At 40.9% G+C, this 26,498-nt stretch carries 28 protein-coding genes; 25 read left to right on the top strand and 3 right to left on the bottom strand.

Annotated elements, in window-relative coordinates:
- Positions 1 to 65 precede the first annotated feature (65 nt).
- From mgtA to QM419_RS06770, 8 genes are all read left to right on the top strand, one after another.
- Entirely contained in the window at positions 66 to 2,726 is a 2,661-nt protein-coding gene (gene mgtA / locus QM419_RS06805) for a magnesium-translocating P-type ATPase (RefSeq protein WP_414278309.1), read from the top strand.
- Positions 2,727 to 2,861: 135 nt separating this feature from the next.
- Complete coding sequence (gene spx / locus QM419_RS06800) at positions 2,862 to 3,260, top strand: transcriptional regulator Spx (protein ID WP_000591164.1); 399 nt, start codon at positions 2,862 to 2,864, stop codon at positions 3,258 to 3,260.
- A 65-nt stretch (positions 3,261 to 3,325) separates the two neighbouring features.
- Positions 3,326 to 3,898, top strand: coding sequence for an SP0191 family lipoprotein (locus QM419_RS06795; RefSeq protein ID WP_414278308.1), 573 nt, complete (start codon positions 3,326 to 3,328; stop codon positions 3,896 to 3,898).
- A gap of 98 nt (positions 3,899 to 3,996) precedes the next feature.
- Positions 3,997 to 4,263: an IreB family regulatory phosphoprotein gene (locus QM419_RS06790; protein WP_004250500.1), complete on the top strand. Its 267-nt coding sequence runs from the start codon at positions 3,997 to 3,999 to the stop codon at positions 4,261 to 4,263.
- 3 nt (positions 4,264 to 4,266) lie between these two features.
- Positions 4,267 to 4,686, top strand: a complete 420-nt coding sequence (gene ruvX, locus QM419_RS06785) for a Holliday junction resolvase RuvX (RefSeq protein ID WP_045613863.1) — start codon at positions 4,267 to 4,269, stop codon at positions 4,684 to 4,686.
- 15 nt (positions 4,687 to 4,701) lie between these two features.
- Complete coding sequence (locus QM419_RS06780; RefSeq protein ID WP_000017624.1) at positions 4,702 to 5,007, top strand: DUF1292 domain-containing protein; 306 nt, start codon at positions 4,702 to 4,704, stop codon at positions 5,005 to 5,007.
- A 366-nt stretch (positions 5,008 to 5,373) separates the two neighbouring features.
- Positions 5,374 to 6,624 (top strand): bifunctional folylpolyglutamate synthase/dihydrofolate synthase, encoded by a 1,251-nt coding sequence (locus tag QM419_RS06775; protein WP_414278307.1) that lies wholly within the window; start codon positions 5,374 to 5,376, stop codon positions 6,622 to 6,624.
- Positions 6,625 to 6,707: 83 nt separating this feature from the next.
- Positions 6,708 to 7,133, top strand: coding sequence for an SP_0198 family lipoprotein (locus QM419_RS06770; RefSeq protein ID WP_414278306.1), 426 nt, complete (start codon positions 6,708 to 6,710; stop codon positions 7,131 to 7,133).
- 134 nt (positions 7,134 to 7,267) lie between these two features.
- Here QM419_RS06770 and QM419_RS06765 read toward each other — a convergent pair whose 3' ends face one another.
- Positions 7,268 to 8,080 (bottom strand): Cof-type HAD-IIB family hydrolase, encoded by an 813-nt coding sequence (locus QM419_RS06765; RefSeq protein WP_263394283.1) that lies wholly within the window; start codon positions 8,078 to 8,080, stop codon positions 7,268 to 7,270.
- Between the two features lie 196 nt (positions 8,081 to 8,276).
- Here QM419_RS06765 and QM419_RS06760 point away from each other — a divergent pair, with 196 nt between their 5' ends.
- The 6 genes from QM419_RS06760 to recA all read left to right on the top strand — a co-directional run bounded on the left by QM419_RS06760 (position 8,277) and on the right by recA (position 14,348).
- A complete protein-coding gene (locus QM419_RS06760; RefSeq protein ID WP_414278305.1) occupies positions 8,277 to 9,698 on the top strand; it encodes an NCS2 family permease in 1,422 nt (473 codons plus the stop codon).
- Positions 9,699 to 9,794: 96 nt separating this feature from the next.
- Positions 9,795 to 10,238 carry a tRNA (adenosine(37)-N6)-threonylcarbamoyltransferase complex ATPase subunit type 1 TsaE gene (gene tsaE, locus QM419_RS06755; RefSeq protein WP_414278304.1) on the top strand — a complete coding sequence of 148 codons (444 nt, stop codon included), beginning with the start codon at positions 9,795 to 9,797 and terminating at the stop codon, positions 10,236 to 10,238.
- Positions 10,228 to 10,749 carry an N-acetyltransferase family protein gene (locus QM419_RS06750; protein WP_414278303.1) on the top strand — a complete coding sequence of 174 codons (522 nt, stop codon included), beginning with the start codon at positions 10,228 to 10,230 and terminating at the stop codon, positions 10,747 to 10,749. The genes tsaE and QM419_RS06750 overlap by 11 nt, the downstream gene beginning before the upstream one ends.
- 4 nt (positions 10,750 to 10,753) lie before the next feature.
- A complete protein-coding gene (gene brpA, locus QM419_RS06745) occupies positions 10,754 to 11,812 on the top strand; it encodes a biofilm formation/cell division transcriptional regulator BrpA (RefSeq protein ID WP_414278302.1) in 1,059 nt (352 codons plus the stop codon).
- 76 nt (positions 11,813 to 11,888) lie between these two features.
- The gene (locus QM419_RS06740) at positions 11,889 to 13,145 is read left to right on the top strand and encodes a competence/damage-inducible protein A (protein WP_414278301.1); all 1,257 of its coding nucleotides are present in this window, start codon (positions 11,889 to 11,891) and stop codon (positions 13,143 to 13,145) included.
- A 54-nt stretch (positions 13,146 to 13,199) separates the two neighbouring features.
- Positions 13,200 to 14,348 carry a recombinase RecA gene (gene recA, locus QM419_RS06735; RefSeq protein WP_006149228.1) on the top strand — a complete coding sequence of 383 codons (1,149 nt, stop codon included), beginning with the start codon at positions 13,200 to 13,202 and terminating at the stop codon, positions 14,346 to 14,348.
- A 44-nt stretch (positions 14,349 to 14,392) separates the two neighbouring features.
- Here the strand turns inward: recA and QM419_RS06730 are convergent, their stop codons facing one another.
- Positions 14,393 to 14,947, bottom strand: a complete 555-nt coding sequence (locus tag QM419_RS06730) for a GNAT family N-acetyltransferase (RefSeq protein ID WP_414278300.1) — start codon at positions 14,945 to 14,947, stop codon at positions 14,393 to 14,395.
- A 108-nt stretch (positions 14,948 to 15,055) separates the two neighbouring features.
- On the opposite strand from QM419_RS06730, the gene QM419_RS06725 reads away from it, so the two are divergent.
- Both QM419_RS06725 and QM419_RS06720 read left to right on the top strand, forming a co-directional pair.
- On the top strand, positions 15,056 to 16,426 hold the full coding sequence (locus tag QM419_RS06725; protein WP_414278299.1) for an MATE family efflux transporter: 1,371 nt from the start codon (positions 15,056 to 15,058) through the stop codon (positions 16,424 to 16,426).
- A 97-nt stretch (positions 16,427 to 16,523) separates the two neighbouring features.
- A complete protein-coding gene (locus QM419_RS06720; protein ID WP_414278298.1) occupies positions 16,524 to 17,240 on the top strand; it encodes a YebC/PmpR family DNA-binding transcriptional regulator in 717 nt (238 codons plus the stop codon).
- 44 nt (positions 17,241 to 17,284) lie between these two features.
- On the opposite strand, the gene QM419_RS06715 is transcribed toward QM419_RS06720, so the two are convergent.
- Complete coding sequence (locus QM419_RS06715; RefSeq protein WP_414259795.1) at positions 17,285 to 17,968, bottom strand: hypothetical protein; 684 nt, start codon at positions 17,966 to 17,968, stop codon at positions 17,285 to 17,287.
- 208 nt (positions 17,969 to 18,176) lie between these two features.
- On the opposite strand from QM419_RS06715, the gene QM419_RS06710 reads away from it, so the two are divergent.
- The 9 genes from QM419_RS06710 to QM419_RS06670 all read left to right on the top strand — a co-directional run bounded on the left by QM419_RS06710 (position 18,177) and on the right by QM419_RS06670 (position 26,471).
- Entirely contained in the window at positions 18,177 to 18,638 is a 462-nt protein-coding gene (locus tag QM419_RS06710; RefSeq protein WP_414259794.1) for a MarR family winged helix-turn-helix transcriptional regulator, read from the top strand.
- Complete coding sequence (locus tag QM419_RS06705) at positions 18,622 to 20,391, top strand: ABC transporter ATP-binding protein (protein WP_414278297.1); 1,770 nt, start codon at positions 18,622 to 18,624, stop codon at positions 20,389 to 20,391. Before QM419_RS06710 ends, QM419_RS06705 begins: the two co-directional genes overlap by 17 nt.
- The gene (locus tag QM419_RS06700; protein WP_414278296.1) at positions 20,381 to 22,141 is read left to right on the top strand and encodes an ABC transporter ATP-binding protein; all 1,761 of its coding nucleotides are present in this window, start codon (positions 20,381 to 20,383) and stop codon (positions 22,139 to 22,141) included. Before QM419_RS06705 ends, QM419_RS06700 begins: the two co-directional genes overlap by 11 nt.
- A gap of 98 nt (positions 22,142 to 22,239) precedes the next feature.
- Positions 22,240 to 22,743, top strand: coding sequence for a phosphatase PAP2 family protein (locus QM419_RS06695; RefSeq protein WP_414278295.1), 504 nt, complete (start codon positions 22,240 to 22,242; stop codon positions 22,741 to 22,743).
- A gap of 119 nt (positions 22,744 to 22,862) precedes the next feature.
- Positions 22,863 to 23,309, top strand: a complete 447-nt coding sequence (locus QM419_RS06690) for a LytTR family DNA-binding domain-containing protein (RefSeq protein WP_414273117.1) — start codon at positions 22,863 to 22,865, stop codon at positions 23,307 to 23,309.
- 4 nt (positions 23,310 to 23,313) lie between these two features.
- On the top strand, positions 23,314 to 23,988 hold the full coding sequence (locus QM419_RS06685) for a LiaF transmembrane domain-containing protein (protein ID WP_414278294.1): 675 nt from the start codon (positions 23,314 to 23,316) through the stop codon (positions 23,986 to 23,988).
- A gap of 106 nt (positions 23,989 to 24,094) precedes the next feature.
- Entirely contained in the window at positions 24,095 to 24,283 is a 189-nt protein-coding gene (gene rpmB / locus QM419_RS06680; RefSeq protein ID WP_001140948.1) for a 50S ribosomal protein L28, read from the top strand.
- 152 nt (positions 24,284 to 24,435) lie between these two features.
- Entirely contained in the window at positions 24,436 to 24,801 is a 366-nt protein-coding gene (locus tag QM419_RS06675) for an Asp23/Gls24 family envelope stress response protein (RefSeq protein ID WP_000216443.1), read from the top strand.
- A gap of 2 nt (positions 24,802 to 24,803) precedes the next feature.
- On the top strand, positions 24,804 to 26,471 hold the full coding sequence (locus QM419_RS06670) for a DAK2 domain-containing protein (protein ID WP_414278293.1): 1,668 nt from the start codon (positions 24,804 to 24,806) through the stop codon (positions 26,469 to 26,471).
- The last annotated feature ends 27 nt before the right edge of the window (positions 26,472 to 26,498 follow it).

Genomic DNA, 26,498 nt, shown 5'->3' with positions numbered 1-26,498 from the left:
TCTGTCCTTATAAAGTGATTGGTCCCTGTGTATGAAATCACTATTCATATAGATAGGAGAAACCAATGAAAACTACAAAAGAAAGACTAGCAACAGCTATTCAAACTCCATTCAAAGAGAGTCTAGCTTTTTACCATACAAGTCTAAAAGGCTTAGATTCAGAACAAGTCGAAGAAAACCGTGACCTATATGGTGAAAACACGATCACAAAAGGTCAAGAGGATTCCATCTTTAAAAAGATTTATGAGTCCATTATCAATCCTTTCACAATCATTTTGCTTGTGATTGCCTTTATTTCTCTCGTTACAAACGTCTGGCTGGCCAAACCTGGTCAAGAGGATCCAACGACTTCTATCATTATCGTTGTCTTAGTTTTGATTTCAGGAGGTATCCGTTTTGTCCAAGAATTGCGGAGTGACAAGGCAACAACCAATCTTTCAAAAATGATTGTCAATACAGCAACTGTTATTCGCGATGGTCTTGAACAAGAGTTACCCATCGATGACTTGGTTGTGGGAGACCTCGTGAAATTGAGCGCTGGAGATATGATTCCAGCAGATGTCATCTTATTTGAATCACGAGACTTTTTTGTTCAACAGTCAGGTTTGACTGGAGAAAGTGATGCAGTCGAAAAACTTGCTTTAAATAAAGCTACAAATCAAAATGTAGAGAGTCTTTTAGAAGCAGAATCTTTGGCATTCATGGGGACAAACGTTATCTCAGGAAGTGCTACAGCTATGGTTTTAGCTGTTGGTGATGACACCATGATGGGAGCTATTGAACAGACTCTCAACACCTACGATGAACCAACTTCTTTTGAACGTGAAATGAACAGCATTTCTTGGCTCTTGATCCGTTTGATGCTTGTCATGGTTCCGATTGTGTTTTTCGCAAATGGTTTGACCGATGGAGACTGGCTAGAGGCTGGAGTCTTTGCCTTGAGTGTTGGTGTCGGACTTACACCAGAAATGCTTCCAATGATTATTACAGCCAGCTTGGCCAAAGGTTCTATTATCATGGCCAAGGAAAAGGTGGTTATCAAAAAACTTAATGCTATCCAGGACTTAGGAGCAATCGATATCCTATGTACGGACAAGACTGGAACTTTAACGCAGGATGAGATTGTTTTAGAATATCCTTTGGATATTCACGGTGATTTGGATATGGCGGTCTTAAGAAGAGCTTATCTAAATTCACATTTCCAAACCGGTTTGAAAAACTTGATGGACCGTGCCATTATCAGTAGAACTGAAAAAGAAGCTAAAGAACATGCTATTCTACAAAATTTGGATACTAGCTTCCAAAAAATCGACGAACTTCCATTTGATTTTGAACGTAGACGCATGAGTGTCATCGTCAAAGATGATAGCAATGTCGTTAGTATGGTTACCAAAGGTGCTTTAGAAGAAATGTTGAACATTTCAACATATGTAGAATACCGAGGAGAAATGATTCCTCTTACTGAAGACATTCGCCAAGAAGTACTGGCAGAAGTTGGTCAATTAAACCGTCAAGGTTTGCGTGTCTTAGGTGTTGCTTACAAGTCAGGTTTACGTGAAGACTATGCCTATGCTGTGACTGATGAAAGTGACATGATCCTTACTGGTTATCTTGCTTTCTTGGATCCACCAAAACCATCTGCAGCACCCGCTATTCAGGCTCTGCTTGAGCATGGTGTCCGAACAAAAATTTTAACTGGGGATAACGAAAAAGTAACCCAAGCTATTTGTGAAAAGGTTGGTTTGGATGTTGAACACATCCTTTTGGGAGCTGATATCGACCAAATGACAGACCAAGAATTGGCAGAAGTTGTTGAAAGAGTAACAGTCTTTGCTAAATTGTCACCTGACCAAAAAGCGCGTATCATTCTACAGTTGAAGAGAAATGGTCATGGAGTTGGTTATATGGGTGACGGTATTAATGATGCCCCATCTATGAAGGTAGCAGATGTCGGTATTTCTGTAGATACAGCAGTCGATATCGCCAAAGAAACTGCGGATGTTATTTTGTTAGACAAGGATCTCATGGTTCTTGAAACGGGTATCGTTGAAGGTCGTAAGGTCTACGCCAACATGACCAAGTACATCAAGATGACCGTCAGTTCAAACTTTGGGAATATCTTCTCACTCCTTGTTGCGAGTATCTTCTTGCCATTTTTACCAATGGCTCCTGTTCATCTCATTGTCCTAAATCTAGTCTATGATTTGTCTTGTGTGGCATTGCCATTTGATAATGTGGATCAAGACTTTCTCAAACAACCTCATACATGGGAAGCAAAATCCATTACGCGATTTATGGTTTGGATGGGGCCAATCTCATCTGTCTTTGATATTTTGACCTTTATCTTCCTCTACTTTATCATTGTTCCTTTGGTGACAGGTCATCATTATGTTCATGGTTCTGAATCTGCCCTTCAGTTTATTATCTTGTTCCAAACAGGATGGTTCATCGAATCTATGTGGTCTCAAACCATGGTCATCCATATGCTTCGTACAGCAAAAGTTCCTTTTGTACAAAGCAGACCAGCTTGGCTTGTGATTTTGACAACTTTGGTTGCAGCCCTTTTCGTAACTAGTCTACCTTATGGACCACTAGTAAATATCCTTCGTTTAGCTCCATTGGGACTGCCATACTTCTTGTTTTTGGTCGGTATCATCTTCTTGTACATGTTTAGCGTCACGGTTATTAAGAAATGTTACATTAAGAAGTACAAAGAATGGTTATAGTTCGGTTTTTGTCAAGAAAAAAGATAGAAAACTGAGGAAAAAGTTAAATTTTTTTAAAAATAGGTCGCAAGTCGGATGTTTTTTATGGTATAATAGAATAAACTGATAGTAACATGTAGCGAAAGGGGTAGGTACATGATCAAAATTTATACAGTCTCAAGTTGTACTAGCTGTAAAAAAGCTAAGACCTGGCTCAATGCCCACCAGTTAAGTTATAAAGAACAAAACCTCGGTAAAGAGGGGATTTCTAGAGAAGAACTATTAGATATTCTAACGAAAACAGACAATGGAATTGCGAGCATTGTATCATCAAAGAATCGCTACGCTAAAGCTCTTGGAGTTGATATCGAAGATTTGAGTGTCAATGAAGTGCTTAATTTAATCATGGAAACACCACGCATCCTAAAAAGTCCAATTCTTGTCGACGAGAAACGTTTACAAGTTGGCTATAAAGAAGATGACATTCGTGCCTTCTTGCCACGCTCTGTCCGCAATGTAGAAAATGCAGAAGCACGTTTACGTGCAGCACTATAAAACATAAAGGCTGGGAGTGACTCCTAGCCTTATTTGATAGATTAAATAAGGAAAAATAAAATAATATGAAGAAGATAGTTATCGGTACAGTTGCCCTTCTATTTTTACTAGCTGGTTGTGGACAGAAAAAAGAGTCTACGGAACCTTCTAAAGACACAACGACAGAAGCTCTTCAATCAACTCTACCTGTTTTAGAAAATGCGAATAACAATACAGTTGTAACCAAGACTCTTGTTCTACCTGTTGACGAAAATGGTGTACAGCAAACCCAAATTATTACCTATAAGGGTAAACAGTTCTTGACTCTAACGATTCAGCAAAAACGGCAAGTTTCAGATGAACTTAAGAGCTACATTGCCGAGCATGGATTAGAGCAGGCAAAGAGTGCTTTGAAAGAAGAGGAAGACAAAGATGAGTCAGTTCAAGCAACTCGAAAAATTCCTGGTTTTAGTCTTGAAACCAATCTTTTAAGTGAGACAGAGATTGAAACGAAGACAAGTTATGATTTTCAAGTCCTAGATGTTAAAAAGGCAAGTGAAAGCGAATATTTAAAAAATGTTGGCTTGGAAAATCTAATAAAAAACGAACCAGAAGAGTATATCGCAAATCGAGTTGCAAGTGGTGCGACTGTTCAGTAAAGAAGTCGCAGAAAATCAAGCAAAATCAGACTGTGTCATTTGTAGAACGATAGTGAATGTGCTATAATAGTACTATTCTAAGGAAAGAGGGTGTTAGAATGGGATTTACTGAAGAAACCGTACGTTTTAAATTGGACGATTCCAATAAAAAAGAGATCAGTGAAACATTGACAGAAGTCTATGCTTCATTGAATGAGAAGGGGTATAACCCTATTAATCAAATTGTGGGCTATGTTCTCAGTGGAGACCCAGCTTACGTTCCTCGTTACAATAACGCAAGAAATCAAATCCGTAAATATGAACGCGATGAGATTGTTGAAGAATTGGTCCGCTACTACCTTAAGGGACAAGGAGTCGATCTATAACCAATGAGAATTATGGGGTTGGACGTTGGTTCCAAAACAGTAGGAGTAGCGATTAGCGATCCGTTAGGGTTTACAGCACAAGGACTCGAAATCATCCAAATCAATGAAGACCAGGGAGAGTTCGGTTTTGAACGACTCAAGGAATTGGTTGATAGCTATAAGGTGGAGCGCTTTGTTGTTGGTTTGCCTAAAAATATGAACAATACCAGCGGACCGCGTGTGGAAGCGAGTCAAGCATATGGAGCAAAACTGGAAGAACTCTTTGGTTTGCCAGTGGAGTACCAAGATGAGCGCCTAACCACGGTTGCTGCAGAGCGCATGTTAATTGAGCAAGCAGATGTTAGTCGTAATAAGCGTAAGAAAGTTATCGATAAATTAGCGGCTCAGTTGATTTTGCAAAATTATTTAGATAGAAAATTTTAAGACAGAGGAGAAACTATGTCACACGATCACAACCACGATCACGAAGAACGTGAACTTATTACACTTGTAGATGAGCAAGGAAATGAAACTTTATTTGAAATCCTTTTGACTATTGATGGAAAAGAAGAATTTGGTAAAAACTATGTCCTTCTTGTACCAGTTAATGCAGAAGAAGATGAAAACGGCGAAGTTGAAATTCAAGCATACTCATTCATCGAAAATGAAGACGGAACAGAAGGCGAATTGCAACCAATCCCTGAAGATTCAGAAGATGAATGGAACATGATTGAAGAAGTCTTCAACAGCTTTATGGAGGAGTAAAAACGTTCGGGGAACGTTTTTAGCCCAACTCCTAGAAACTAGAAAGAGTTGGAATATCCAGTGGATGTTTTTAGCCCTGCGCTAGAAAATAGAAACGCAGGTAGTCTGGGAGACTGTATCAGCCCAGTTCCTTAAAATAAGAGAGAACTGGTAATTTCGGGGATGTTTTTACCCCTGCTTCTAGAAATTAGAAAAAGCAGGAACATCCGGGGGATGTTTTTAGCCCAACTCCTAGAAACTAGAAAGAGTTGGAACATCCGGGGGTGATTGTACCCCATATTGAAATTAAAACAAGCTAGGTTCTAGCAAATGAAGTAAAAAGCGAAGAGAATCTTCGCTTTTTTATTAAGGATTAAGGAGATAAACGTGTTTGAAGTAGAAAAATGGCTCCATAGTCGGATTGGATTGAATTTTAGATCAGGTTTGGGACGGATGCAAAAAGCAGTGGATTTACTGGGGAATCCTGAGCAAACCTATCCAATTATCCATGTGACGGGGACAAATGGAAAGGGGTCGACTATTGCTTTTATGAGGGAACTTTTTGTTTCCCATGGTAAAAAGGTTGGGACCTTTACTTCGCCCCATATTGTCAGCATTCATGATCGCATTTGCATCAATGGGAACCCCATATCGGATGCAGATTTCATTCGTTTAGCTGATCAAGTAAAAGCAATGGAGAAAAGACTTCTAGAAACTCATGATCAATTATCTTTTTTTGAGTTGTTGACCTTGATTGCTTTGCTTTATTTTAAAGAGCAAGAAGTAGATTTGGTGTTACTGGAAGTTGGGATTGGTGGACTACTTGATACCACTAATGTGGTAACTGGAGATATAGCAGTCATCACGTCCATCGGCTTAGATCACCAAGAGACCTTGGGTGATAGTCTAGAGTTAATTGCTGAGCAGAAAGCAGGGATTTTTAAGTCAGGTAAATCAGCCGTTGTTGCCAATCTAGCGCCGGAAGCTCAGCTCGTTTGTCAAATGGCTGCTCATAATTTGGGAGTAACTCTCTACCAAGCTGATCGAGATTTTTCTTTCAAGAATGGTCATTTTTCTTCTTCTCTTGCGAATCTGAATCAACTAAAACTAGGTTTGGAAGGGGCTTATCAAGAGGAAAACGTAGCTCTTGCCATACAAGCCTTTCTATTGTTTATGAATCAGAGAGGTGAGAAGGTTGATCAAGAAGCAGTACGAGCTGCCTTGCGAGCTACCAGATGGGCAGGAAGGCTAGAAGCTATCACTGAGCACATTTATCTGGATGGGGCTCACAACCTACCAGCCTTGGAGCGTTTGGTTGAATTTATCCAGAAAAAAAATCAACAAGGTTATCAAGCTCAAATTCTTTTTGGAGCTTTAAAGCGTAAAGATTACAGTGGTATGCTTGGCTATCTGACAGAGCATTTACCAGACCTCCCTCTCTATGTTACTAGCTTTGATTATCAAGGTTCCTTGGAAGAGCAGGACTTGGGAGATTATCAGAAGGTTGCTTCTTATCGAGATTTTATAGATGACTTTGAAAATTCTGCAGGGGAGAAAGAGTTACTGTTTGTAACGGGTTCACTCTACTTTATATCAGAGGTTCGTGCCCACCTCTTGGGTTATGAATCTATTAATTGACCTCCCTTCCCTTATTTGATATAGTTGAGGTGGAAGTTTCAGCAGTTTTTTCTACTTTTAGCCGCCAAAAGAAAGGAGCTATCATGACATTAAAAAGATTCACACTTTCTCTTGCAACACTGGCAAGTCTTAGTCTCTTAGTCGCTTGTTCAACAAAAGGACAAACAACTTCGGCACCTCAAACAAGCACTAGTTCAGAAGTGATAACAAGTCAGATATCTGAGTCAACAATAGCTAGTGTTACGAATGCTCCAGCCATCAATATGGATGGTACCTATAAGGGGCAGGACGAGGGTGATAGCATTACGCTTGTCGTTACTGGTAATACCGGAACGTGGACAGAAGTGGAAGCAGATGGAGTACAGGAAGTTAAGAAGGTAACCTTCGAACCAGAAAGTCAGAAAGTCATCATCGGAGATGACGTCAAGATTTATGTGGCAGAAGAGAACCAGATTATTATCGACGACATGGACCGTAAGGTTTCTGATCGTATTGTTTTAAAAAAATAGATATTTTTAAGGATTTGGATCTGGATAAAACAGGTACAAATCTTTTTTAATTATTTTTTGTATGAAAAAAGTTCCATACTTTAAGGGTCATTATTTTACCCAAAGTATAGAACTGATGAATTATAAGTTATGCGTTAGAGGAATCGCTCTTGTAAAAAGTGGGCGACACCATCTTCTTCATTAGTCAATGGTAATTGCTCGTCTGCGAAAGAAAGTAGAGCGGGATTAGCATTTTTCATGGCATATCCTCTACCTGCAAAGGAGAGCATTTCTTGGTCATTGTGTTCGTCACCAAAGGCAATCAGATTCTGTCTGTCGATATTCATGACATTGAGAAGGTATTCGAGGGCAAATGCCTTGTGAACTCCCTTTGGAGTACATTCGAGGATGTTCAAAGGGCCACCCCAAGTATTGATATTAAGCTGATGCTTGTAAAAGCTGGTCATCTCTTCAGCCAGTGCATATTTATCGTCTGCCCTAGTTTGTAATAAAATACAGTTTGGCCCCTTGGTCACTAAGTCAGACTTGAATTGATTTTCAGGGCGAAAGTTTTCAACACCAAATAATTTAGGATCAGCAATTTCTTTATCCGGGGCTGTAATGTAAAACTTTTTACGGTATTCACCTGCGATAAAGTCTGCCTCGATGTCCTCTTTTCGTTTTACGATATCCAAGAGGTATTTTTTGTCCACAGTAAGGCATTTTTCATGTTTCCAAGCCTTACCAGGTAGGTGAGTGAGTGAACCGTTGAAGTTGATCATAGGAGTCTCAAGTTCAAGTTGGTCATAAAAATCTTTGGCCATTCGATATGGGCGACCGGTTGCGATAACCACATGGTGGCCTTCCTTAGAAATTTTTTTAATGGTTTCTTTTGTAAAGTCAGAGAGTTTGCTTTCTCCATTAAGTAAGGTACCGTCTAAGTCCACGGCAATCATTTTTTTAGTCATAAAATCCTCCCGAATCTAGTTTCAGATAAGATGTTTCCTATTATATCAAAAAGCTGAAAGAAAAGCTGATTATAAGCAAAAATAAGAAGAATTATATCCTCTAAGAATTTTTAAAAATAGGAAAAACAGCTTGAAAATGTGAATGATTGATGATATAATAGACATATTGTTCGTAAAATGACAAAGGAGATTAAAAATGGACAAATTATTTAAACTAAAAGAGCACGGGACAGACGTCCGTACAGAGGTTCTTGCTGGTTTAACAACTTTCTTTGCAATGAGTTATATTCTCTTTGTAAACCCTCAAATGCTTTCACAAACAGGAATGCCTGTTCAAGGTGTATTCTTGGCAACAATCATCGGTTCTGTTGTGGGAACTTTGATGATGGCTTTCTATGCTAACTTGCCATATGCACAAGCCCCAGGTATGGGACTAAACGCCTTCTTTACATTTACCGTCGTATTTGGGATGGGCTATACTTGGAAAGAAGCTCTTGGGATGGTCTTCATCTGTGGAGTTATTTCACTCATTATCACATTAACCAATGTTCGTAAAATGATCATTGAGTCTATTCCTACAACACTTCGCTCAGCAATTTCAGCTGGTATTGGTGTTTTCCTCGCTTACGTTGGTATTAAGAATGCTGGTCTTTTGAAATTCTCAATTGACCCAGGTACATATACTGTAGCAGGTGAAGGAGCAGATAAGGCTCAAGCGGCGATTACTGCGAATTCAGCAGCTGTTCCAGGATTAGTAGATTTCAATACTCCGGCAGTATTAGTAGCTATTGCAGGTCTTGCCATTACAATCTTCTTTGTTGTTAAAGGTATCAAAGGTGGTATCATCCTTTCTATCTTAACAACGACAGTCCTTGCTATTGCGGTTGGTCTTGTTAATGTGTCAGGGATTGACTTCGCTAGCAACAATCTTTCATCAGCAGTTAACGATTTAGGTACCTTGTTTGGTGCTGCTCTTGGTTCGGAAGGTTTAGGATCTTTGATTTCAAACACATCTCGTTTGCCAGAAACTTTGATGGCTATTCTTGCCTTCTCATTGACAGATATTTTTGATACTATCGGTACTCTTATTGGTACTGGTGAAAAGGTTGGAATCGTTGCGACAAGTGGTGAAAACCATGAGTCAGCTAAATTGGATAAAGCTCTTTACTCTGACTTGGTGGCAACTTCAGTTGGTGCCATTGCAGGTACTTCAAACGTTACGACTTATGTTGAGTCAGCAGCCGGTATCGGTGCTGGTGGACGTACTGGTTTGACAGCCTTAGTTGTTGCTATCTGTTTTGCTTTATCTAGCTTCTTTAGCCCACTATTAGCGATTGTTCCAACAGCTGCGACTGCACCAATTTTGATTATTGTCGGAATTATGATGCTCTCTAACTTGAAAAATATCCCTTGGGATGATATGTCAGAAGCTGTTCCGGCCTTCTTCACATCTATCTTTATGGGATTCAGTTACTCAATCACTCAAGGGATTGCAGTTGGTTTCTTGACTTATACTTTGACAAAGGTTGTCAAAGGCCAAGTTAAAGATGTGCATGTCATGATTTGGATTTTGGATGCCTTGTTCATCTTGAACTACATTAGTATGGCTCTTAACTAATGATTAAATGATTAAACCTGAAAAAAGATGGAGGGAACTCCTCTTTTTTTATTAGTGGAGATATCACAAAAGAAAACTTTTTGGTATAATAGTAGCATGCACACAAAAAATGAAGATGAACTTATTGCTCTTGGACAAGAGTTAGGCTCTCTGCTAGAGAAAAATGATGTATTGATTTTGACTGGTGAATTAGGCGCTGGGAAAACAACACTAACAAAAGGGCTAGCTAAGGGCCTAGGGATTCATCAAATGATTAAGAGTCCTACTTATACCATTGTTCGAGAATATGAAGGACGTCTACCCCTGTATCACTTGGATGTTTATCGTATCGAAGGGGATGCAGATTCTATCGATTTGGACGAATTTCTTTTTGGATCAGGTGTGACAGTTATTGAGTGGGGGCATCTATTAGGTGAGGCTCTTCCAGCTGACTATCTAGAATTAGAAATCCTTAAAGATGATGAGGGGCGTAAAGTTGTCTTTCATGCCCACGGTCAACGAGCAGCAGAACTTTTGCAGAGGTTGACAGATGGAGTATGATCTTTTAATCCGTGAAGCAGAAGTTCAAGATGCTTCGGCTCTTATTGCACTTCTGGATCAGATTGGTCATGAATCTAGCTTTACCAGTCTGGATGAAAATGGAATTGCAATGACTGAATCCGAAATGAAGAGTTTTATTGACAAGCAGGCCCAATCGGATAATCAGATTACTTTATTAGCTTTTTTGGATGAAGAACTAACAGGCTTAATCAATATAACGGCTGATCAGCGTCCGCGAGTTCAACACATTGGTGATGTTTTCTTGGGCATCAAGAAAGCCTATTGGGGAAATGGTCTCGGTAGTATCTTGATGGAAGAAGCTATTGAGTGGGCCCAGTTGAGTGGAAGTATTCGACGGTTACAACTGACAGTTCAAAAACGCAATCTTGCGGCTGTTCATCTATATAAAAAGATGGGCTTTATCATAGAAGGATTACAGGAACGTGGTGCTTGTATAGAGGGAGGAGAGTTTCTTGACGTTTACCAAATGGGTCGACTGATAGACGAATAAAGGTATGGTAAAAAAAATAATTGGAATGTTTTTAGGCTTTGTTCTTGTGACAGTGCTTGGTGTGGGAGCTTATGCCTATACTATCTACCAACAAAGTACACAGACTTTAGCTAAAACCTATAAACAAATCGGGGAAGAAACGAAGGTTATCGAGGCAACTGAACCCCTGACAATCCTACTGATGGGTGTGGATACGGGTAACGTTGAACGTACAGACCCATGGGCAGGTAACAGTGATTCGATGATCTTGGTAACAGTAAATCCTAAAACCAAGAAAGTTGTTATGATGAGTTTGGAACGTGATATTCTGACACAAATCCAACAACCAGACGGTAGTGTTAGAGAAGCGAAGCTCAATGCCGCCTATGCTGATGGTGGAGCAGAACTTGCTATTTCAACCATTCAAAAAATGATGAATATCCATATAGACCGCTATATTATGGTTAATATGCACGGTCTTCAAAGAATGGTTGATGCTGTCGGAGGTATCACAGTAAACAACACTCTAGGTTTCCCAATCTCTATCCAAGACCAGGAACCATTTAACACGATTTCAATCGGCGTTGGAGAGCAAACTCTAAATGGTGAAGAGGCATTGGTGTACTCACGCATGCGCTATCAGGATCCAGAAGGAGACTATGGTCGTCAGAAACGTCAGCGCGAAGTCATTCAAAAGATTGTTGAGAAGATTCTAAGTTTGAATAGTGTTAGCCACTACCAAGAAATTTTGAAGGCTCTTAGCGACAATATGCAGACAAATATCGAGATTACAACTACAACAATCCCTCAATTGATGGGTTATCAAGACTCCTTTAAGAATATTGAGTCTCAGCAATTGCGCGGAGAAGATGCAATGATTGACGGGATATCATACCAAATCGTGACATCTGAGCATATGTTAGAGATGCAAAATCTTTTACGCCGTTCATTGGACAAACCAGAAACTACCGAATTGGAGACAAATGTAGTCTTGTATGAAAATATTTATGGTCGTTTGCCGCAAACGGATGGTTCTGTTGCAGTTCAGGAACAACAAGGACTACAAGGACAACAAGAACAATAAGAAATGAATACTCAAATCGTAGGAATTTTCCTGCGATTTTTTCAAAGAAATCCGAATAGATAAGTAGGAGGAAAAAATGAAAGCAGAAATAATAGCAGTTGGGACAGAAATTCTAACAGGTCAAATTGTCAATACCAATGCTCAGTTTTTGTCTGAAAAGTTGGCTGAAATCGGAGTAGATATCTACTTCCAGACGGCTGTGGGAGATAATGAATCTCGTCTCTTATCCTTGTTGGAGATTGCTCAGAAACGTAGTAATCTGGTTATCTTAACCGGAGGCTTGGGTCCGACAGAGGATGATTTGACCAAACAAACCTTGGCAAAATTTTTAGAAAAAAATCTAGTGTTTGACCCGCAAGCACAGGCTAAATTAGATGATTTCTTTGCTCATCGCCCAGATTATGCTCGAACTCCAAATAATGAACGCCAAGCTCAAATCGTTGAGGGATCAACTCCGCTACTCAATGAAACAGGTCTAGCAGTTGGTGGGATGATTGAGATAGCTGGCGTGACTTATGTTGTTCTACCAGGTCCGCCGAGTGAACTAAAACCCATGGTTTTAAATGAACTGCTTCCGAGATTGACCACTGGAGCTAAGTTATACTCACGCGTGCTACGTTTCTTTGGCATTGGTGAGAGCCAGCTAGTAACGATTCTGTCGGATTTGATTGAAGAGCAAACAGATCCAACCTTGGCACCTTATGCAAAAATAGGAGAAGTGACTCTGCGCTTGTCTACAAAGGCTCGCAGTGAGGGCGAGGCTAGAACAGCTTTGGATAATCTGGAGGAAAAAATTCTTGCCCGCCAGACTTTTGAAGGTGTTGCTTTAAAGGATATTTGCTATGGTTATGGCGAGGAAGCGAGTCTAGCTAGTGTAGTTGTCGAGGAGTTGAAAAAACAGCATAAAACCATAACGGCTGCGGAAAGTTTGACAGCTGGGCTTTTCCAAGCAACTTTGGCAGACTTTTCGGGAGTGTCAGCTATCTTTAAAGGTGGTTTTGTCACTTATAGTCTAGAAGAAAAGGCTAAGATGTTAGATATTCCACAAGTAGAGTTGGAAAAACACGGAGTTGTTTCAGCCTTTACGGCGGAAAAAATGGCAGAGCAGGCACGACTTAAAACTCAATCAGACTTTGGGGTTAGCTTGACAGGAGTGGCTGGTCCGGATAGTTTAGAAGGCCATCCAGCAGGTACAGTCTTTATCGCTTTGGCGCAAGCTTCGGGGACAGAAGTTATCCAAGCTAATATCGCAGGACGGAGTCGAGCAGATGTTCGTAAAATTGCGGTTATGCATGCTTTCAACTTAGTTCGCAAAGCTTTATTAAGTGACTGACTTTTGATATAATAGAAGAAGGTTCTTAGAATCATTAAAATATAGGAGAACAAAATGGCGAAAAAACCAACAAAAAAATTAGATGAAATTGGGAAAAAATTTGGAGCTGACCGTGAAAAAGCTTTGAATGATGCGCTTAAATTGATTGAAAAAGACTTTGGTAAGGGTTCAATCATGCGCTTGGGTGAACGCGCAGAGCAAAAAGTACAAGTGATGAGTTCAGGCTCTTTGGCCCTTGATATTGCACTTGGTTCAGGTGGTTATCCTAAGGGACGTATCATTGAAATCTACGGTCCAGAATCATCAGGTAAGACAACAGTAGCCCTTCACGCTGTAGCACAAGCGCAAAAAGAAGGTGGAATCGCAGCCTTTATCGATGCAGAGCACGCTCTTGATCCAGCTTATGCAGCGGCACTTGGAGTGAACATTGACGAATTGCTCTTGTCACAACCAGACTCAGGGGAGCAAGGTCTTGAAATTGCAGGAAAATTGATTGACTCAGGTGCAGTTGACCTTGTGGTAATCGACTCTGTTGCAGCTCTTGTACCTCGTGCGGAAATCGATGGAGATATTGGAGATAGCCACGTTGGTCTTCAAGCTCGTATGATGAGTCAAGCTATGCGTAAACTTGGTGCTTCTATCAACAAGACTAAGACAATTGCCATCTTCATCAACCAGTTGCGTGAAAAAGTAGGGGTTATGTTTGGTAATCCAGAGACAACTCCTGGTGGACGTGCCCTTAAATTCTACGCTTCTGTCCGTTTGGATGTTCGTGGAAGCACACAGATCAAGGGAACTGGTGACCAAAAAGACACTAACGTCGGTAAAGAAACGAAGATTAAAGTTGTGAAAAACAAGGTTGCTCCACCGTTCAAGGAAGCTCTTGTTGAAATCATGTACGGAGAAGGTATTTCTAGAACTGGTGAACTCTTGAAGATTGCTAGTGATTTGGATATCATCCAAAAAGCAGGTGCTTGGTACTCATACAAGGGTGAAAAAATCGGACAAGGTTCTGAGAATGCTAAGAAATACTTGGCAGATCACCCAGAAATCTTTGATGAAATTGACCACCAAGTTCGTGTTCAATATGGTTTAATTGAAGAGGAAGAAGGTTCTAAAGCAAGTGCAGCAGCTGATGCAGATTCTAACCAAGAAGTAACACTTGATTTGGGCGACGCTCTTGAAATCGAAATTGAAGAATAAAAAGAAAAGTAGCAGTAAAACTGCTACTTTTTGTTTCATGATGACTAGTGGTCACTAAAGCGTCGGTATTCGATACGAAAGTCGAAGTAGTTCTCTTCTTGCAATTTTTGAAAGATGTTCCGATAGGCCTTTTCATCAAAATGGTCGCCACGATAGAGAATTTCAAAACTCATTCCCTCGTATTCCAAGAAGGCGTTGGCAGTTTTAAAGCCATTTTGTAAGTAAAAGTCCATGCGGGCCTTTCGTTGTTCGAGATTGTCACAGTCTTCGTCTAATCGCTCCACTTCAAGAATCATGGTACGCTGGTAAAAATCAATGAGTTTTTCAATGATTTCTCTCCCGTAGCCATGGCTGCGGAGATGGGGCATAATAGCAAAAAAGCTGATGTAGAATGCTTTTTGGTTAGCGATAGCAAAAGCAAATCCAACAAATTCTTCTTCGTTATAAAAGGCGAAAAAGTGGGCATCATCTCTATCCTGGTAACTTAAAAATTCTTCCAAAGAGACGCGTTCCTCTTCAGGAAAGGCTTCTTTGTTTAATTGTTCCACTTTTTCAAGATCTGGAAATGCATCTGTAATTAACTGGCTGGTTAAGGTCATACCTAACCTCCTTTTCTGTCACGATTATACCAAATTGTTTGTATCTAGGCAACGCTTTCTTAAGGAAACTCCCTTGTTCCCCTACTAGAAAGCTGATATAATAGCCTTATGAAAAAAAAGTCAACGGTGGACTTGATTCATGGTCCAATCCTTCCTTCACTGATTAGTTTTGCTTTGCCGATTCTATTGTCCAACATCTTTCAGCAACTCTACAATACAGCTGATATTTTGATTGTTGGGCGTTTTTTAGGACAAAATTCCTTGGCGGCAGTCGGAGCTACGACAGCCATTTTTGATTTGATTATTGGATTTGCCCTCGGAGTCGGAAATGGGATGGGAGTCGTTATTGCCCGTCTTTACGGTGCTCGTAATTTTGCTAAAATTAAAGAAGCTGTAGCGGCAACTTGGATTTTGGGTGCTATCCTGAGTGGTCTTGTCATGTTGATGGGATTCTTCGGTCTTTATCCACTCCTACAATATCTCGAAACACCTGCAGAAATCCTCCCCCAATCCTATGAATACATCTCCATGATTGTTAGTTGCGTGGGAGTTAGCTTTGCCTATAATCTCTTTGCAGGATTGTTACGATCGATTGGTGACAGTCTTGCGGCGCTTGCTTTTCTTATCTTTTCAGCCATTATTAATGTCATCCTGGATTTGTATTTTATTACACAATTGCAGTTGGGAGTTCAGTCTGCGGGTCTTGCAACCATTATCTCGCAAGGCTTGTCAGCAATCCTCTGTTATTTCTATATTCGCAAGAGTGTTCCAGAGCTTCTTCCAGGTCTCAAACATTTCAAATGGAATAAGGCGCTCTATGTGGATCTCTTGGAACAGGGGTTAGCCATGGGCTTGATGGGATCAATTGTCTCTATCGGAAGCGTCATCTTGCAATCCTCTGTTAATGGCTTTGGAGCAGTGATTATCAGCGCCCAAACGGCAGCGCGTAGAATCATGGCCTTTGCCCTATTGCCAATGACGGCTATTTCGGCTTCGATGACGACTTTTATCTCTCAAAACTTTGGAGCGAAACGTCCCGAACGTATCGTTCAAGGTCTTCGTATAGGGAGTTATTTGAGTATGTCTTGGGCGACCTTTGCTTGTGTGTTCCTATTTTTTGCAAGTCCTAGCCTAGTTTCTTTCCTGGCAAGTTCGACAGACGCTTACTTGATTGAAAATGGGGCTTTGTATCTACGTATCAGTTCAGTATTCTATCCGTTTTTGAGTCTTTTATTGATTTATAGAAATAGCTTGCAGGGTCTAGGGCAAAAATTCTTGCCCCTCGTATCTAGTTTTATCGAGTTTATCGGGAAAATTGTTTTCGTCGCTTGGATTATTCCTTGGGCAGGTTATACGGGTGTGATCCTATGCGAACCCCTCCTTTGGCTTGTTATGACCGCCCAGCTTTATATTTCACTTTCCCAGCACCCTTGGATAAAAGAAGGCAAGAAAATCTTGGCAGTCGGCGGGAAATCCTAGCTTCATTTATAAAAGAAAAATCCATTTCCTCTAGTGAAAATCAGCTAGACTTGTGTTATAATAAGAAAGATTAAAATGAGAATAAAGGAGATTCCTAATGGGACGTAAATGGGCCAATATCGTAGCCAAGAAAACGGCTAAAGATGGAGCTAACTCTAAAGTATATGCAAAATTTGGTGTAGAAATCTATGTAGCAGCTAAAAAAGGTGAACCAGATCCAGAATTAAACACTGCTTTGAAATTCGTTATCGATCGTGCTAAACAAGCGCAAGTGCCAAAACACGTGATTGATAAGGCTATCGATAAAGCAAAAGGAAACACAGACGAAACCTTTACAGAAGGACGTTACGAAGGGTTCGGACCAAATGGTTCTATGTTGATTGTTGATACCTTGACTTCAAACGTTAACCGTACAGCTGCCAATGTCCGTGCTGCTTTTGGTAAAAACGGTGGAAACATGGGAGCTTCAGGTTCTGTATCTTACCTCTTTGACAACAAAGGTGTTATCGTCTTTGCTGGTGATGATGCTGATGCTATCTTTGAGCTTTTGCTTGAAGCAGATGTTGATGTAGACGATGTAGAAGCAGAAGAAGGAACAATCACTGTATACACAGCTCCAACTGACCTACACAAGGCTATCGTTGCTTTGCGTGAATCTGGTATTGAAGAATTCCAAGTAACTGAATTGGAAATGATTCCTCAATCAGAAGTTGAGTTGTTAGGTGAAGATTTAGAAACATTTGAAAAACTATACAGCGTACTTGAAGACGACGAAGACGTACAAAAGATCTATACCAATGTAGATGGATTCTAATAGAAAAGCGAACAGCTATCAAGCCTGTTCGCTTTTTAGTTATCTTAGACTCTTACTCCATCATCAGTTTGCGCTGTTCTGTCTAATCCTAGGGCAAATTTACGGATGAGAAGAAATTGTCCGTTTTCCTGTTTTACGAAAGTCAGTACAACTGTCTTAGTATTAGAACCGAGTGAGACATAGGAGATTTTTTTAATCTCATAGTCGCCTGAAGTTGACTCAATTTCAGAATCTGGCTGTCCATGCTTGCTGATGATATCTTTGTAGTTGGAGCCGCCTTTTCCTCTATTCGAGGTGTCACCTTCAATCAAAGCATCGAATTGCTCCTGGGTCCAAGCGAAGGAATCGGTATCTTCCATATCCTCTTGATCATTATCCTCATCTGATCTATAATCTGGCAATTTTCCAAATTCCTCATCTTCTGTTAAAGAGGTTAGACTTCTGTAGGGGTGACGAAAGTTTTTAGCCAAGTCAGTAAAAACACCAGAAGGTAATACTTGCGTCATTAAGACAAGGAAAATAGATAGAATACCTAGGCTCGTTCCGATAATAGCCAATATTTTATGATTTTTGAGATTACGGCCGATACCAAAAACTCCTAGGGCTATAGCGATAATGCCAAAGAAAAAGGCTAGTACGCTAATGATTGGCAACCAGGATCCAAGAAGCGCGAGCGTCCCTAAAATGATGGCTATGATTCCTAAGATTTTCTCTTCTTTTTGTTTCATTTGTAAGTTTCTCATTTCTAGTTAGGCTAAAATTATCTACGTGTAAGATAGTGTTTATTATAGATAAAATGAGCCCTAATGTCAATTTTAAATAAAATAGTTCTCCTGGAAACTTTTTTCTTGACATCTTATTTGAAAATGATAAAATAGTTCTCCTGGAAACCAATTGGTTCTCGTGAGAACTATTTATGTGTAAAAAGGAGCAATCATGGATAAGCCGATGTTAGCTTTTAAACGTTTTGGTCATCAGGTTCACCTTATGGTGCAACAGGAAGCTAAACGTTGTGGTATTGAATTTATGGGCGGACCGCAGGGCCAAGTCATACGATTTTTAGACTATCGTGAGGAGTCTGGACAGGCGGTGTTAATCAAGGATATTGAGCAGGAACTCAATATCACCAAGTCAGTCGCCAGTAATTTAGTGAAGCGTATGGTGCAAAATGGTTTGGTGGAATTGGAAGTGAGTCCAAATGACAAGAGAGCTAAGTACGTTCGATTGACGGACAAATCACGCTCTCAGATGAAGCCAATCAAGTCTTTCTTTGATCGAATTGACCGTAGTCTACTTGATGGAATTTCTGAGGAAAAATTAGCTGTTTTTGAAGAAGTTCTAGATCGACTACAGGCTAATGTAGATAAAATGGGAGGTAAGAATGAAGAAACTCGCTAAACGTATCACAGGAAAAGAGTGGGGAATGATTCTCTTGACTGTCCTCTTTACCTGTTTCTCGGTCTATCTAGAGTTAGAAGTACCGACTTACATTTCAGAAATTACAGAATTGATTGGAACTCCAGGTACGGATATGGGTGCACTTTGGTCACCAGCCATTAAGATGATAGGCTTGTCTCTACTTGCTTTTCTGTCATCCGTTACTGTTGGATTTTTTGCCGCTCGCGTTGCAGCGTCTTACACAACTCATTTACGAAGCGATATTTTTCATCGTGTTCTAGATTTCTCGCAGACAGAGATTAAACGTTTTTCAATCCCAAGTCTCTTGACTCGGACGACTAATGATATCACGCAGATTCAAATGCTCTTTACCATGGGGCTCCAAGTGGTCACTCGTGGACCAATCATGGCTATCTGGGCTATTGGAAAAATCCTTGGGAAGTCTGAGTACTGGCTCTGGGCAGTAGTAATCGCTGTTATCGTCAATGTTCTGATGACAACAGTTCTCATGACTCTGGCCTTTCCAAAACAATCTGTCATCCAAAAATTGACAGATAAACTCAATAGTATTACTCGTGAAAGTTTGACAGGGATTCGAGTGGTTCGTGCTTATAATGCTGAGGACTACCAAGATCAGAAATTTGAGGAAGCTAATGCTGAAGTCACCCGTCTTAATCTCTTTGTCAACCGTTTGATGGCGATTATGAATCCTATTATGATGGCGATTTCGAGTGGCTTGAGTCTAGCTATCTACTGGATTGGAGCCTATATCATCAACGATGCTAGCCTGACAGACCGTCTACCACTCTTTAGTGATATGGTGGTCTTCATGTCTTATGCTATGCAGGTCGTGATTGGCTTCTTGCTTATGGGTGCTCTCTTTATCGTCCTTCCTCGTACCTTGGTTTCTGCAGGACGTATCAATCAAGTGCTAGACTTGCATTCTTCTATTGAAAATCCTAGTCAACCACAGACGGCAGATTCTTCTATTCAAGGTCAAGTAGAATTCCGTGATGTAACCTTCCGCTATTCTAAAAATTCAGAAGCAGTTGTGGAACATGTTAGCTTCAAGGCAGAAGCTGGTCAAACGGTCGCCTTTATCGGTTCAACTGGTTCTGGTAAATCTACGCTTGTGAACCTCTTGCCTCGTTTTTATGATGTATCTGATGGGGAAATCCTAGTAGACGGTGTCAATGTGCAGGATTATGATTTGGAAGATTTGCGGAATAAAGTCGGCTATATCCCACAAAAAGCAGTCCTTTTCTCTGGAGATGTCAAGGGCAATCTCGACTTTGGTAAGAGTCCAGAAACTCCGCTAAGCGAGACTGCTATGTGGCAAGCTCTGGAGTTGGCCCAGTCTAAAAGCTTCATCGAGGATAAGGAAGCAGGTCTAAATTCAGAAGTGCCTCAAGGTGGGACTAACTTCTCAGGAGGTCAAAGACAACGTTTGGCCATTGCGCGTGCCTTGGCTCGTAAGCCAGAAATTCTCATTTTTGACGATTCATTCTCTGCCTTAGACTACAAGACAGATCGTATCTTACGCCAAGTATTAGCTGAAAAAACCCAGTCTATGACCAAGTTGATCGTTGCCCAACGCATCTCAACCATCATGGATGCAGACTTAATCTTAGTCTTAGATCAGGGTAAAGTCGTGGGACAAGGCACCCACAAAGAACTTCTTGCTACTAATGAAGTTTACCAAGAAATTGCCTATTCACAACTATCGAAGGAGGAATTGGAACATGGAAAATAAGAAGATGTCCGTTTTGAAACAGTACAAACCTTTTCTAGCAGGTCTCCAACTTCCCCTACTAATCGCAGTTGTGGCTGCTATATGTTCAAGCATCATTACGGTGTATGGGCCAACCAAGATAAAAGAAATCACCAACTTGATCTCAGATGGCTTAATGACAGAGATTGACCTAGAGGCTGTTTCAAGTATCGCTAGCTTTTTGGTCATCCTATATGTGATTGGTATTATCTTAAACTATATGCAAGCCTATATTTTTTCAACGAGTATCCAACATTTTTCAAAACGTTTGCGGACGGCTATTGCTGAAAAAATCAATCGCTTGCCTCTAGGATATTTTGACCGCCATTCTCAAGGAGATACTCTCTCTCGTGTAACCAATGACGTCGATACGGCAGCTCAGTCCCTCAACCAAAGTCTGGGAACGGTTCTCTCAGCTAGCTTCTTGCTGATTGCTGTTTTGATTACCATGTTTGGCATGAACTGGATTTTGGCATTGGCAACAGTTGTTTCAACCCTTGTAGGTTTTGCGGCTGTCTCAGTGATTATGGCTAAGTCACAAGGCTACTTTAAAGCCCAACAAAACAACCTAGCAGCTGTAAACGGCTATGTGGAAGAAATGTACTCTGGCCACAATGTGGTGACCAGCTATAATGCTGTGGATACTACTAAAGAAACATTCGCAGGCTTGAACCAGAATCTACATGATAGTATCTGGAAATCTCAGTTTATTTCTGGAATTATGATGCCAGCCATGATCTTTGTTGGAAACTTTAGCTATGTTCTAGTCATTATTGTCGGTGCTGCCTTGGCTCTTGAAGGGCATATCAGTATCGGGATTATTGTAGCCTTCATGGTTTATGTTCGTACCTTCTCACAACCCTTGTCACAGATTGCTCAAGGGGTTACGAGCTTACAACAGGCTAGTGCAGCCATGACTCGTGTCTTTGAGTTTCTAGGCGAAGCTGAGATGGAAGACGAATCTCATAAGGAAAGACAATTGACCAGCATGAAGGGCCAAGTGGTCTTTGATCGAGTTTCATTTGGCTACACACCCGAGCGGACCATCATCCACGACTTTTCTGCGACGGCTCGTGCAGGGCAGAAGGTTGCCATTGTCGGTCCGACTGGAGCTGGGAAGACGACCATTGTTAACCTCTTGATGAAATTCTATGAGATTGATAAGGGAAGTATTCGCATTGACGGTGTAGATACCAAGGATATGACGCGTTCAGAAGTTCATGATGCCTTTTCAATGGTCTTGCAGGATACATGGCTCTTTGAAGGAACCATTCGAGAAAATCTCATCTATAATCAAACTGGTATTAGTGATGAACGTGTGATTGAGGCTGCCAAAGCAGTAGGAATCCACCACTTTATCACAACCTTACCAGATGGATACGATACCGTCTTGGATGATACAGTGACCTTGTCAGTCGGACAAAAACAACTCTTGACCATTGCTCGTGCCCTGCTCAAGGATTCTCCACTCTTGATTCTGGACGAAGCGACATCCTCAGTAGACACACGTACAGAGGAGTTGATTCAAAAGGCTATGGACCGTTTGATGGAAGGACGCACATCCTTTGTCATCGCCCATCGCTTGTCAACCATCCGTAATGCTGACTTGATTCTAGTTATGAAAGATGGTAATATCATCGAACAAGGAAACCATGAGGAACTCATGGCTCAAGGTGGTTTCTATGCAGACCTCTACAATAGTCAATTTACAGAAGACCAAGTAGAAGAATAAAACCAAAGAAGGCTTGACGGCCTTCTTTTTCTACACTATACTAGAGTAGGAGAAGCTAACAGGCTTCTTGTGAAAAGAATAGGAATAACGAGAAATACATGAAAAACTATCAAGAGTGGTATGATAAAAGGAAATCAAACCTCCTTCGCTATCCACAAGGATTACAACTGATGCGTGTTTTTAATCGCATGATGACAGTCCTGATGCCCTTGGCATACTTGACCTTGTTGGGGACAAGCTTTATGAGCAAGGGATTGGTGAACGACCTTTATGCTTATATCTTAGTGCCGGCTTCTGGCTTTGTCCTATTAACGCTAGTTCGTAAGTGGATCAATCAACCGCGTCCTTATGAGGCTTGGGAAATTATCCCGCTACTAGACAAGGATAGTGCAGGCAATTCAATGCCCAGCCGCCATGTCTTTTCAGCAACCATCATTTCCATGGCTTGTCTGCACGCAAATCTGCCTGTGGGCTTGATTTTGTTGGTCTTGTCAGCTCTTCTCGGTCTGGTGCGAGTCTTGGGTGGCGTTCATTATCCCAAGGATGTTCTAGTTGGCTATGCCTGTGGGCTCATCTGGGGAATTCTATTCTTTATTTTGTAAAAAAGCAAAGCAAGTGAGCTTGGCCTCGTAACCACTTACGGGTCAAAAGTGACCACTTGCTTTTTTGCCCTTGTAAAGTCTTCTGGCCTTTGGTATAGTAGATGCAGAAAGGAGATAGGATGAAGTTACGAATCGAGATTGATAGTGAATTAACTGAGACAGAAATTGTCATCAAGGCTGCAGCCCTAACAGATGAAATAGCTGATTTGCAACGACTCTTGCAAGAAACCAAGGCTCCTAGGTTGATTTTTTATAAGGGGACGGGGGAGTATTACTTAGACTTGTCAGAAATTCTCTTTTTTGAGACGGAAGGCAACAAGATCTACGCCCATACCCAGAAAGAAGCCTACGAGGTTCGACTCAAACTTTATGAGTTAGAGTCCATCCTGCCTCGCTATTTCAGTCGGGTATCCAAGTCGACCATTGCCAATCTTCGGCAGGTCTACTCGGTGGACAAGTCCTTCTCAGGTACAGGAACTATTTCCTTTTATCAGACCCACAAGGAGGTGCACGTGTCACGGCATTACCAATCCCTCCTAAAAGAAAATCTAAGAAACATGAGGTAAGAAGATGAAAAAGAAAGCATTTGGTATTGTGTTGCTAGTATTGGCAGCTTTAGTATTGTTACAGGGAAATTTTGGGATTCCTTCACTTGAAGGGAAGATTTGGCCCTTGATTGGTATTGGATTTTTTGCCTATCAATCAGTTGGAGCTTTGCTTCGTCGCCACTTCACTTCAGCCTCTTTTACAGCCCTAGTGGCCCTATTGATTGCCAATCATTTTTATGACATTTTACCGTTCCCCAATCAATCACTGTTCTGGGCAGGAGTTCTAATCGTGCTCGGAGTTAGTATGCTGACTCATACTAATAGAACTTGGAATGGGAAAAAATGGTGGTATGACGGTGAAAAGACTATCCTTACAGAAAAGGAAGTAGCCTTTGGTAGCGGAACTTTTTACAAGCAGAACCAAGATTTGGTAGAAGACGAGTTTGAAGTCGGATTTGGGAATGCCAAGATTTATTATGACAATGCAGAGATGTTAGGTGATAGCGCAACCTTGAAAATAGAAGTCGGATTTGGGAATGCAGTTGTCTATGTTCCCCAACACTGGAGAGTGGATCTGAAGGTGGAGACTTTCTGTGGAGCAGCCAAGGCAGACGCCCCTGTAGCTCCAACTAGCAAAACCTTGATTATCCGTGGAGACGTAGCTTTCGGGAAACTTGGTGTCGTCTACGTCAAATAAAAAAAGTCTTCCAATTCCCTTGCCAAAATGGAGAAAGTGTGATAACATAGTACGGTATGTGGTGCTAGCACATCCGCTATATTAGATCTAATAGGAGGAAAACACAATGGCTAAAGTATGTTACTTTACAGGTCGTAAGACTGTATCAGGAAACAACCGTTCACACGCGATGAACCAAACTAAACGTGCCGTAAAACCAAACCTTCAAAAAGTTACTGTTCTTATCGATGGTAAACCTAAAAAAGTTTGGGCTTCAGCTCGTGCTTTGAAATCAGGAAAAGTAGAACGCGTTTAATAAACATGAAAAGACCGATGAGGTCTTTTTCTTTTGCTCGAAAGCTGAAATCATTTGAAAAATCAAGCAAATATCCGCCGATACATCATTCTGCTTTTACAGTTGGGCTGAAATATGATAAAATAGAGTATCAACTATTTGAGGTAAAAAAAATGACTGTAAAAATTAATACAAAAGATGGTCAAGTCGAACTGACAGATGATGTGATCGCTACTGTTGTAGGTGGTGCAGCAACTGAAATTTTTGGTGTAGTCGGTATGGCTAGTAAAAATGCCCTCAAAGATAATTTCCAAGCCCTTCTTGGTAAGGAAAATTATTCAAAAGGTGTAGTCGTTAAAGCAGCTGAAGACGGTAGTATTGCAGTTGATGTATATACTGTATTGAGCTACGGTACAAAAATCAGTGAAGTTTCAAAAAACATCCAAGAGCGCGTTCGCTTTAGTTTAGAGAACCAACTTGGAATCACTGCGCAAACTGTGAATGTCTACATTCAAAATATCAAAGTTGTAGGAGAATAATCGTGTCAAATATTACTACAAGCTTATTTCAAGAAATGGTACAGGCTGCTTCAACTCGTTTGAACAAGCAAGCCGAATATGTCAATTCATTGAACGTCTTCCCAGTTCCAGATGGAGATACAGGAACAAACATGGGGATGACTATCGAAAATGGTGCTAAGGAAGTCGCAGACAAACCAGCTTCAACAGTTGGTGAGGCTGCAAGTATCTTGGCTAAAGGTCTTTTGATGGGTGCGCGTGGAAACTCAGGAGTTATCACTTCTCAGCTTTTCCGTGGATTCTCACAAGCCATCAAGACAAAAGAAGAGTTAACAGGGAAAGACCTAGCCCTTGCCTTCCAATCAGGTGTTGAGGTTGCCTACAAGGCTGTTATGAAGCCAGTTGAAGGAACTATCTTGACTGTATCACGTGGAGCTGCCATCGGTGCTAAGAAAAAAGCAGAACAGACAGATGACGCAGTTGAAGTGATGCGTGCAGCCTTGGAAGGAGCTAAAGCAGCCCTTGCTAAAACTCCAGAAATGCTTCCAGTATTGAAGGAAGTTGGAGTTGTGGACTCAGGTGGTCAAGGTTTGGTCTTCATCTACGAAGGATTCCTTTCAGCTCTTACTGGTGAATACAGTGCGTCTGAAGACTTTGTCGCTACTCCAGCCAATATGGGTGAGATGATCAATGCAGAACACCACAAATCTGTAGCTGGACATGTAGCAACTGAAGACATTACTTTTGGTTACTGTACTGAAATCATGGTTGCCCTCAAACAAGGTCCGACTTATGCTAAAGACTTTGACTACGAAGAATTCCGTAACTACTTGAACGATCTTGGAGATTCTCTACTTGTTGTCAATGACGATGAAATCGTTAAAGTTCACGTCCATACAGAAGATCCAGGACTTGTCTTGCAAGAAGGTCTAAAATACGGTAGCTTGGTTAAGGTTAAAGTCGATAACATGCGTAACCAACACGAAGCGCAAGTAGAAAAAGAAGCAGCTCAAGTTAGCAAGCCAGCTGAAGAAAAAGAATATGCCCTTATCGCAGTAGTGGCTGGACAAGGCTTGGCAGATATCTTCCGTGCCCAAGGTGTAGACTATGTCATCGAAGGTGGACAAACCATGAACCCTTCTACAGAAGACTTTATCAAGGCTGTTGAGAAAGTCAATGCTCGCAATATCATCTTCTTGCCAAACAACAAAAATATCTTCATGGCAGCTCAATCTGCAGCTGAAGTATTGGAACAACCAGCTGTTGTGGTAGAAGCTCGTACAATTCCTCAAGGATTGACTAGTCTTCTTGCCTTTGATCCAAGCAAATCAATCGAAGAAAACCAAGAACGCATGACTGCAGCCCTTGGCGATGTTATCAGTGGTAGTGTAACAACAGCCGTTCGTGATACAACTATCGATGGCTTAGAAATCCATGAAAATGACAATCTTGGTATGGTAGATGGGAAGATCCTCGTGTCAAATCCTGATATGCACCAAACCTTGACTGAAACTTTGAAACACATGTTGGATGAAGACAGTGAAATCGTAACTTTCTATGTCGGAGAAGATGGAAGTGAAGAATTGGCTAACCAAATCGCCCAAGAAATCGCAGAAGAATTCGAAGATGTCGAAGTAGAAATTCACCAAGGTCAACAACCAGTTTACCCATATCTTTTCAGTGTGGAATAAAGATTAAATAATAAGAAAAAGAAAGTT

Origin of the sequence: Streptococcus infantis, assembly GCF_047464715.1 — a bacterium.
Lineage (GTDB): Bacteria > Bacillota > Bacilli > Lactobacillales > Streptococcaceae > Streptococcus > Streptococcus infantis_S.
This window is presented reverse-complemented; position numbering and strand designations above follow the sequence as displayed.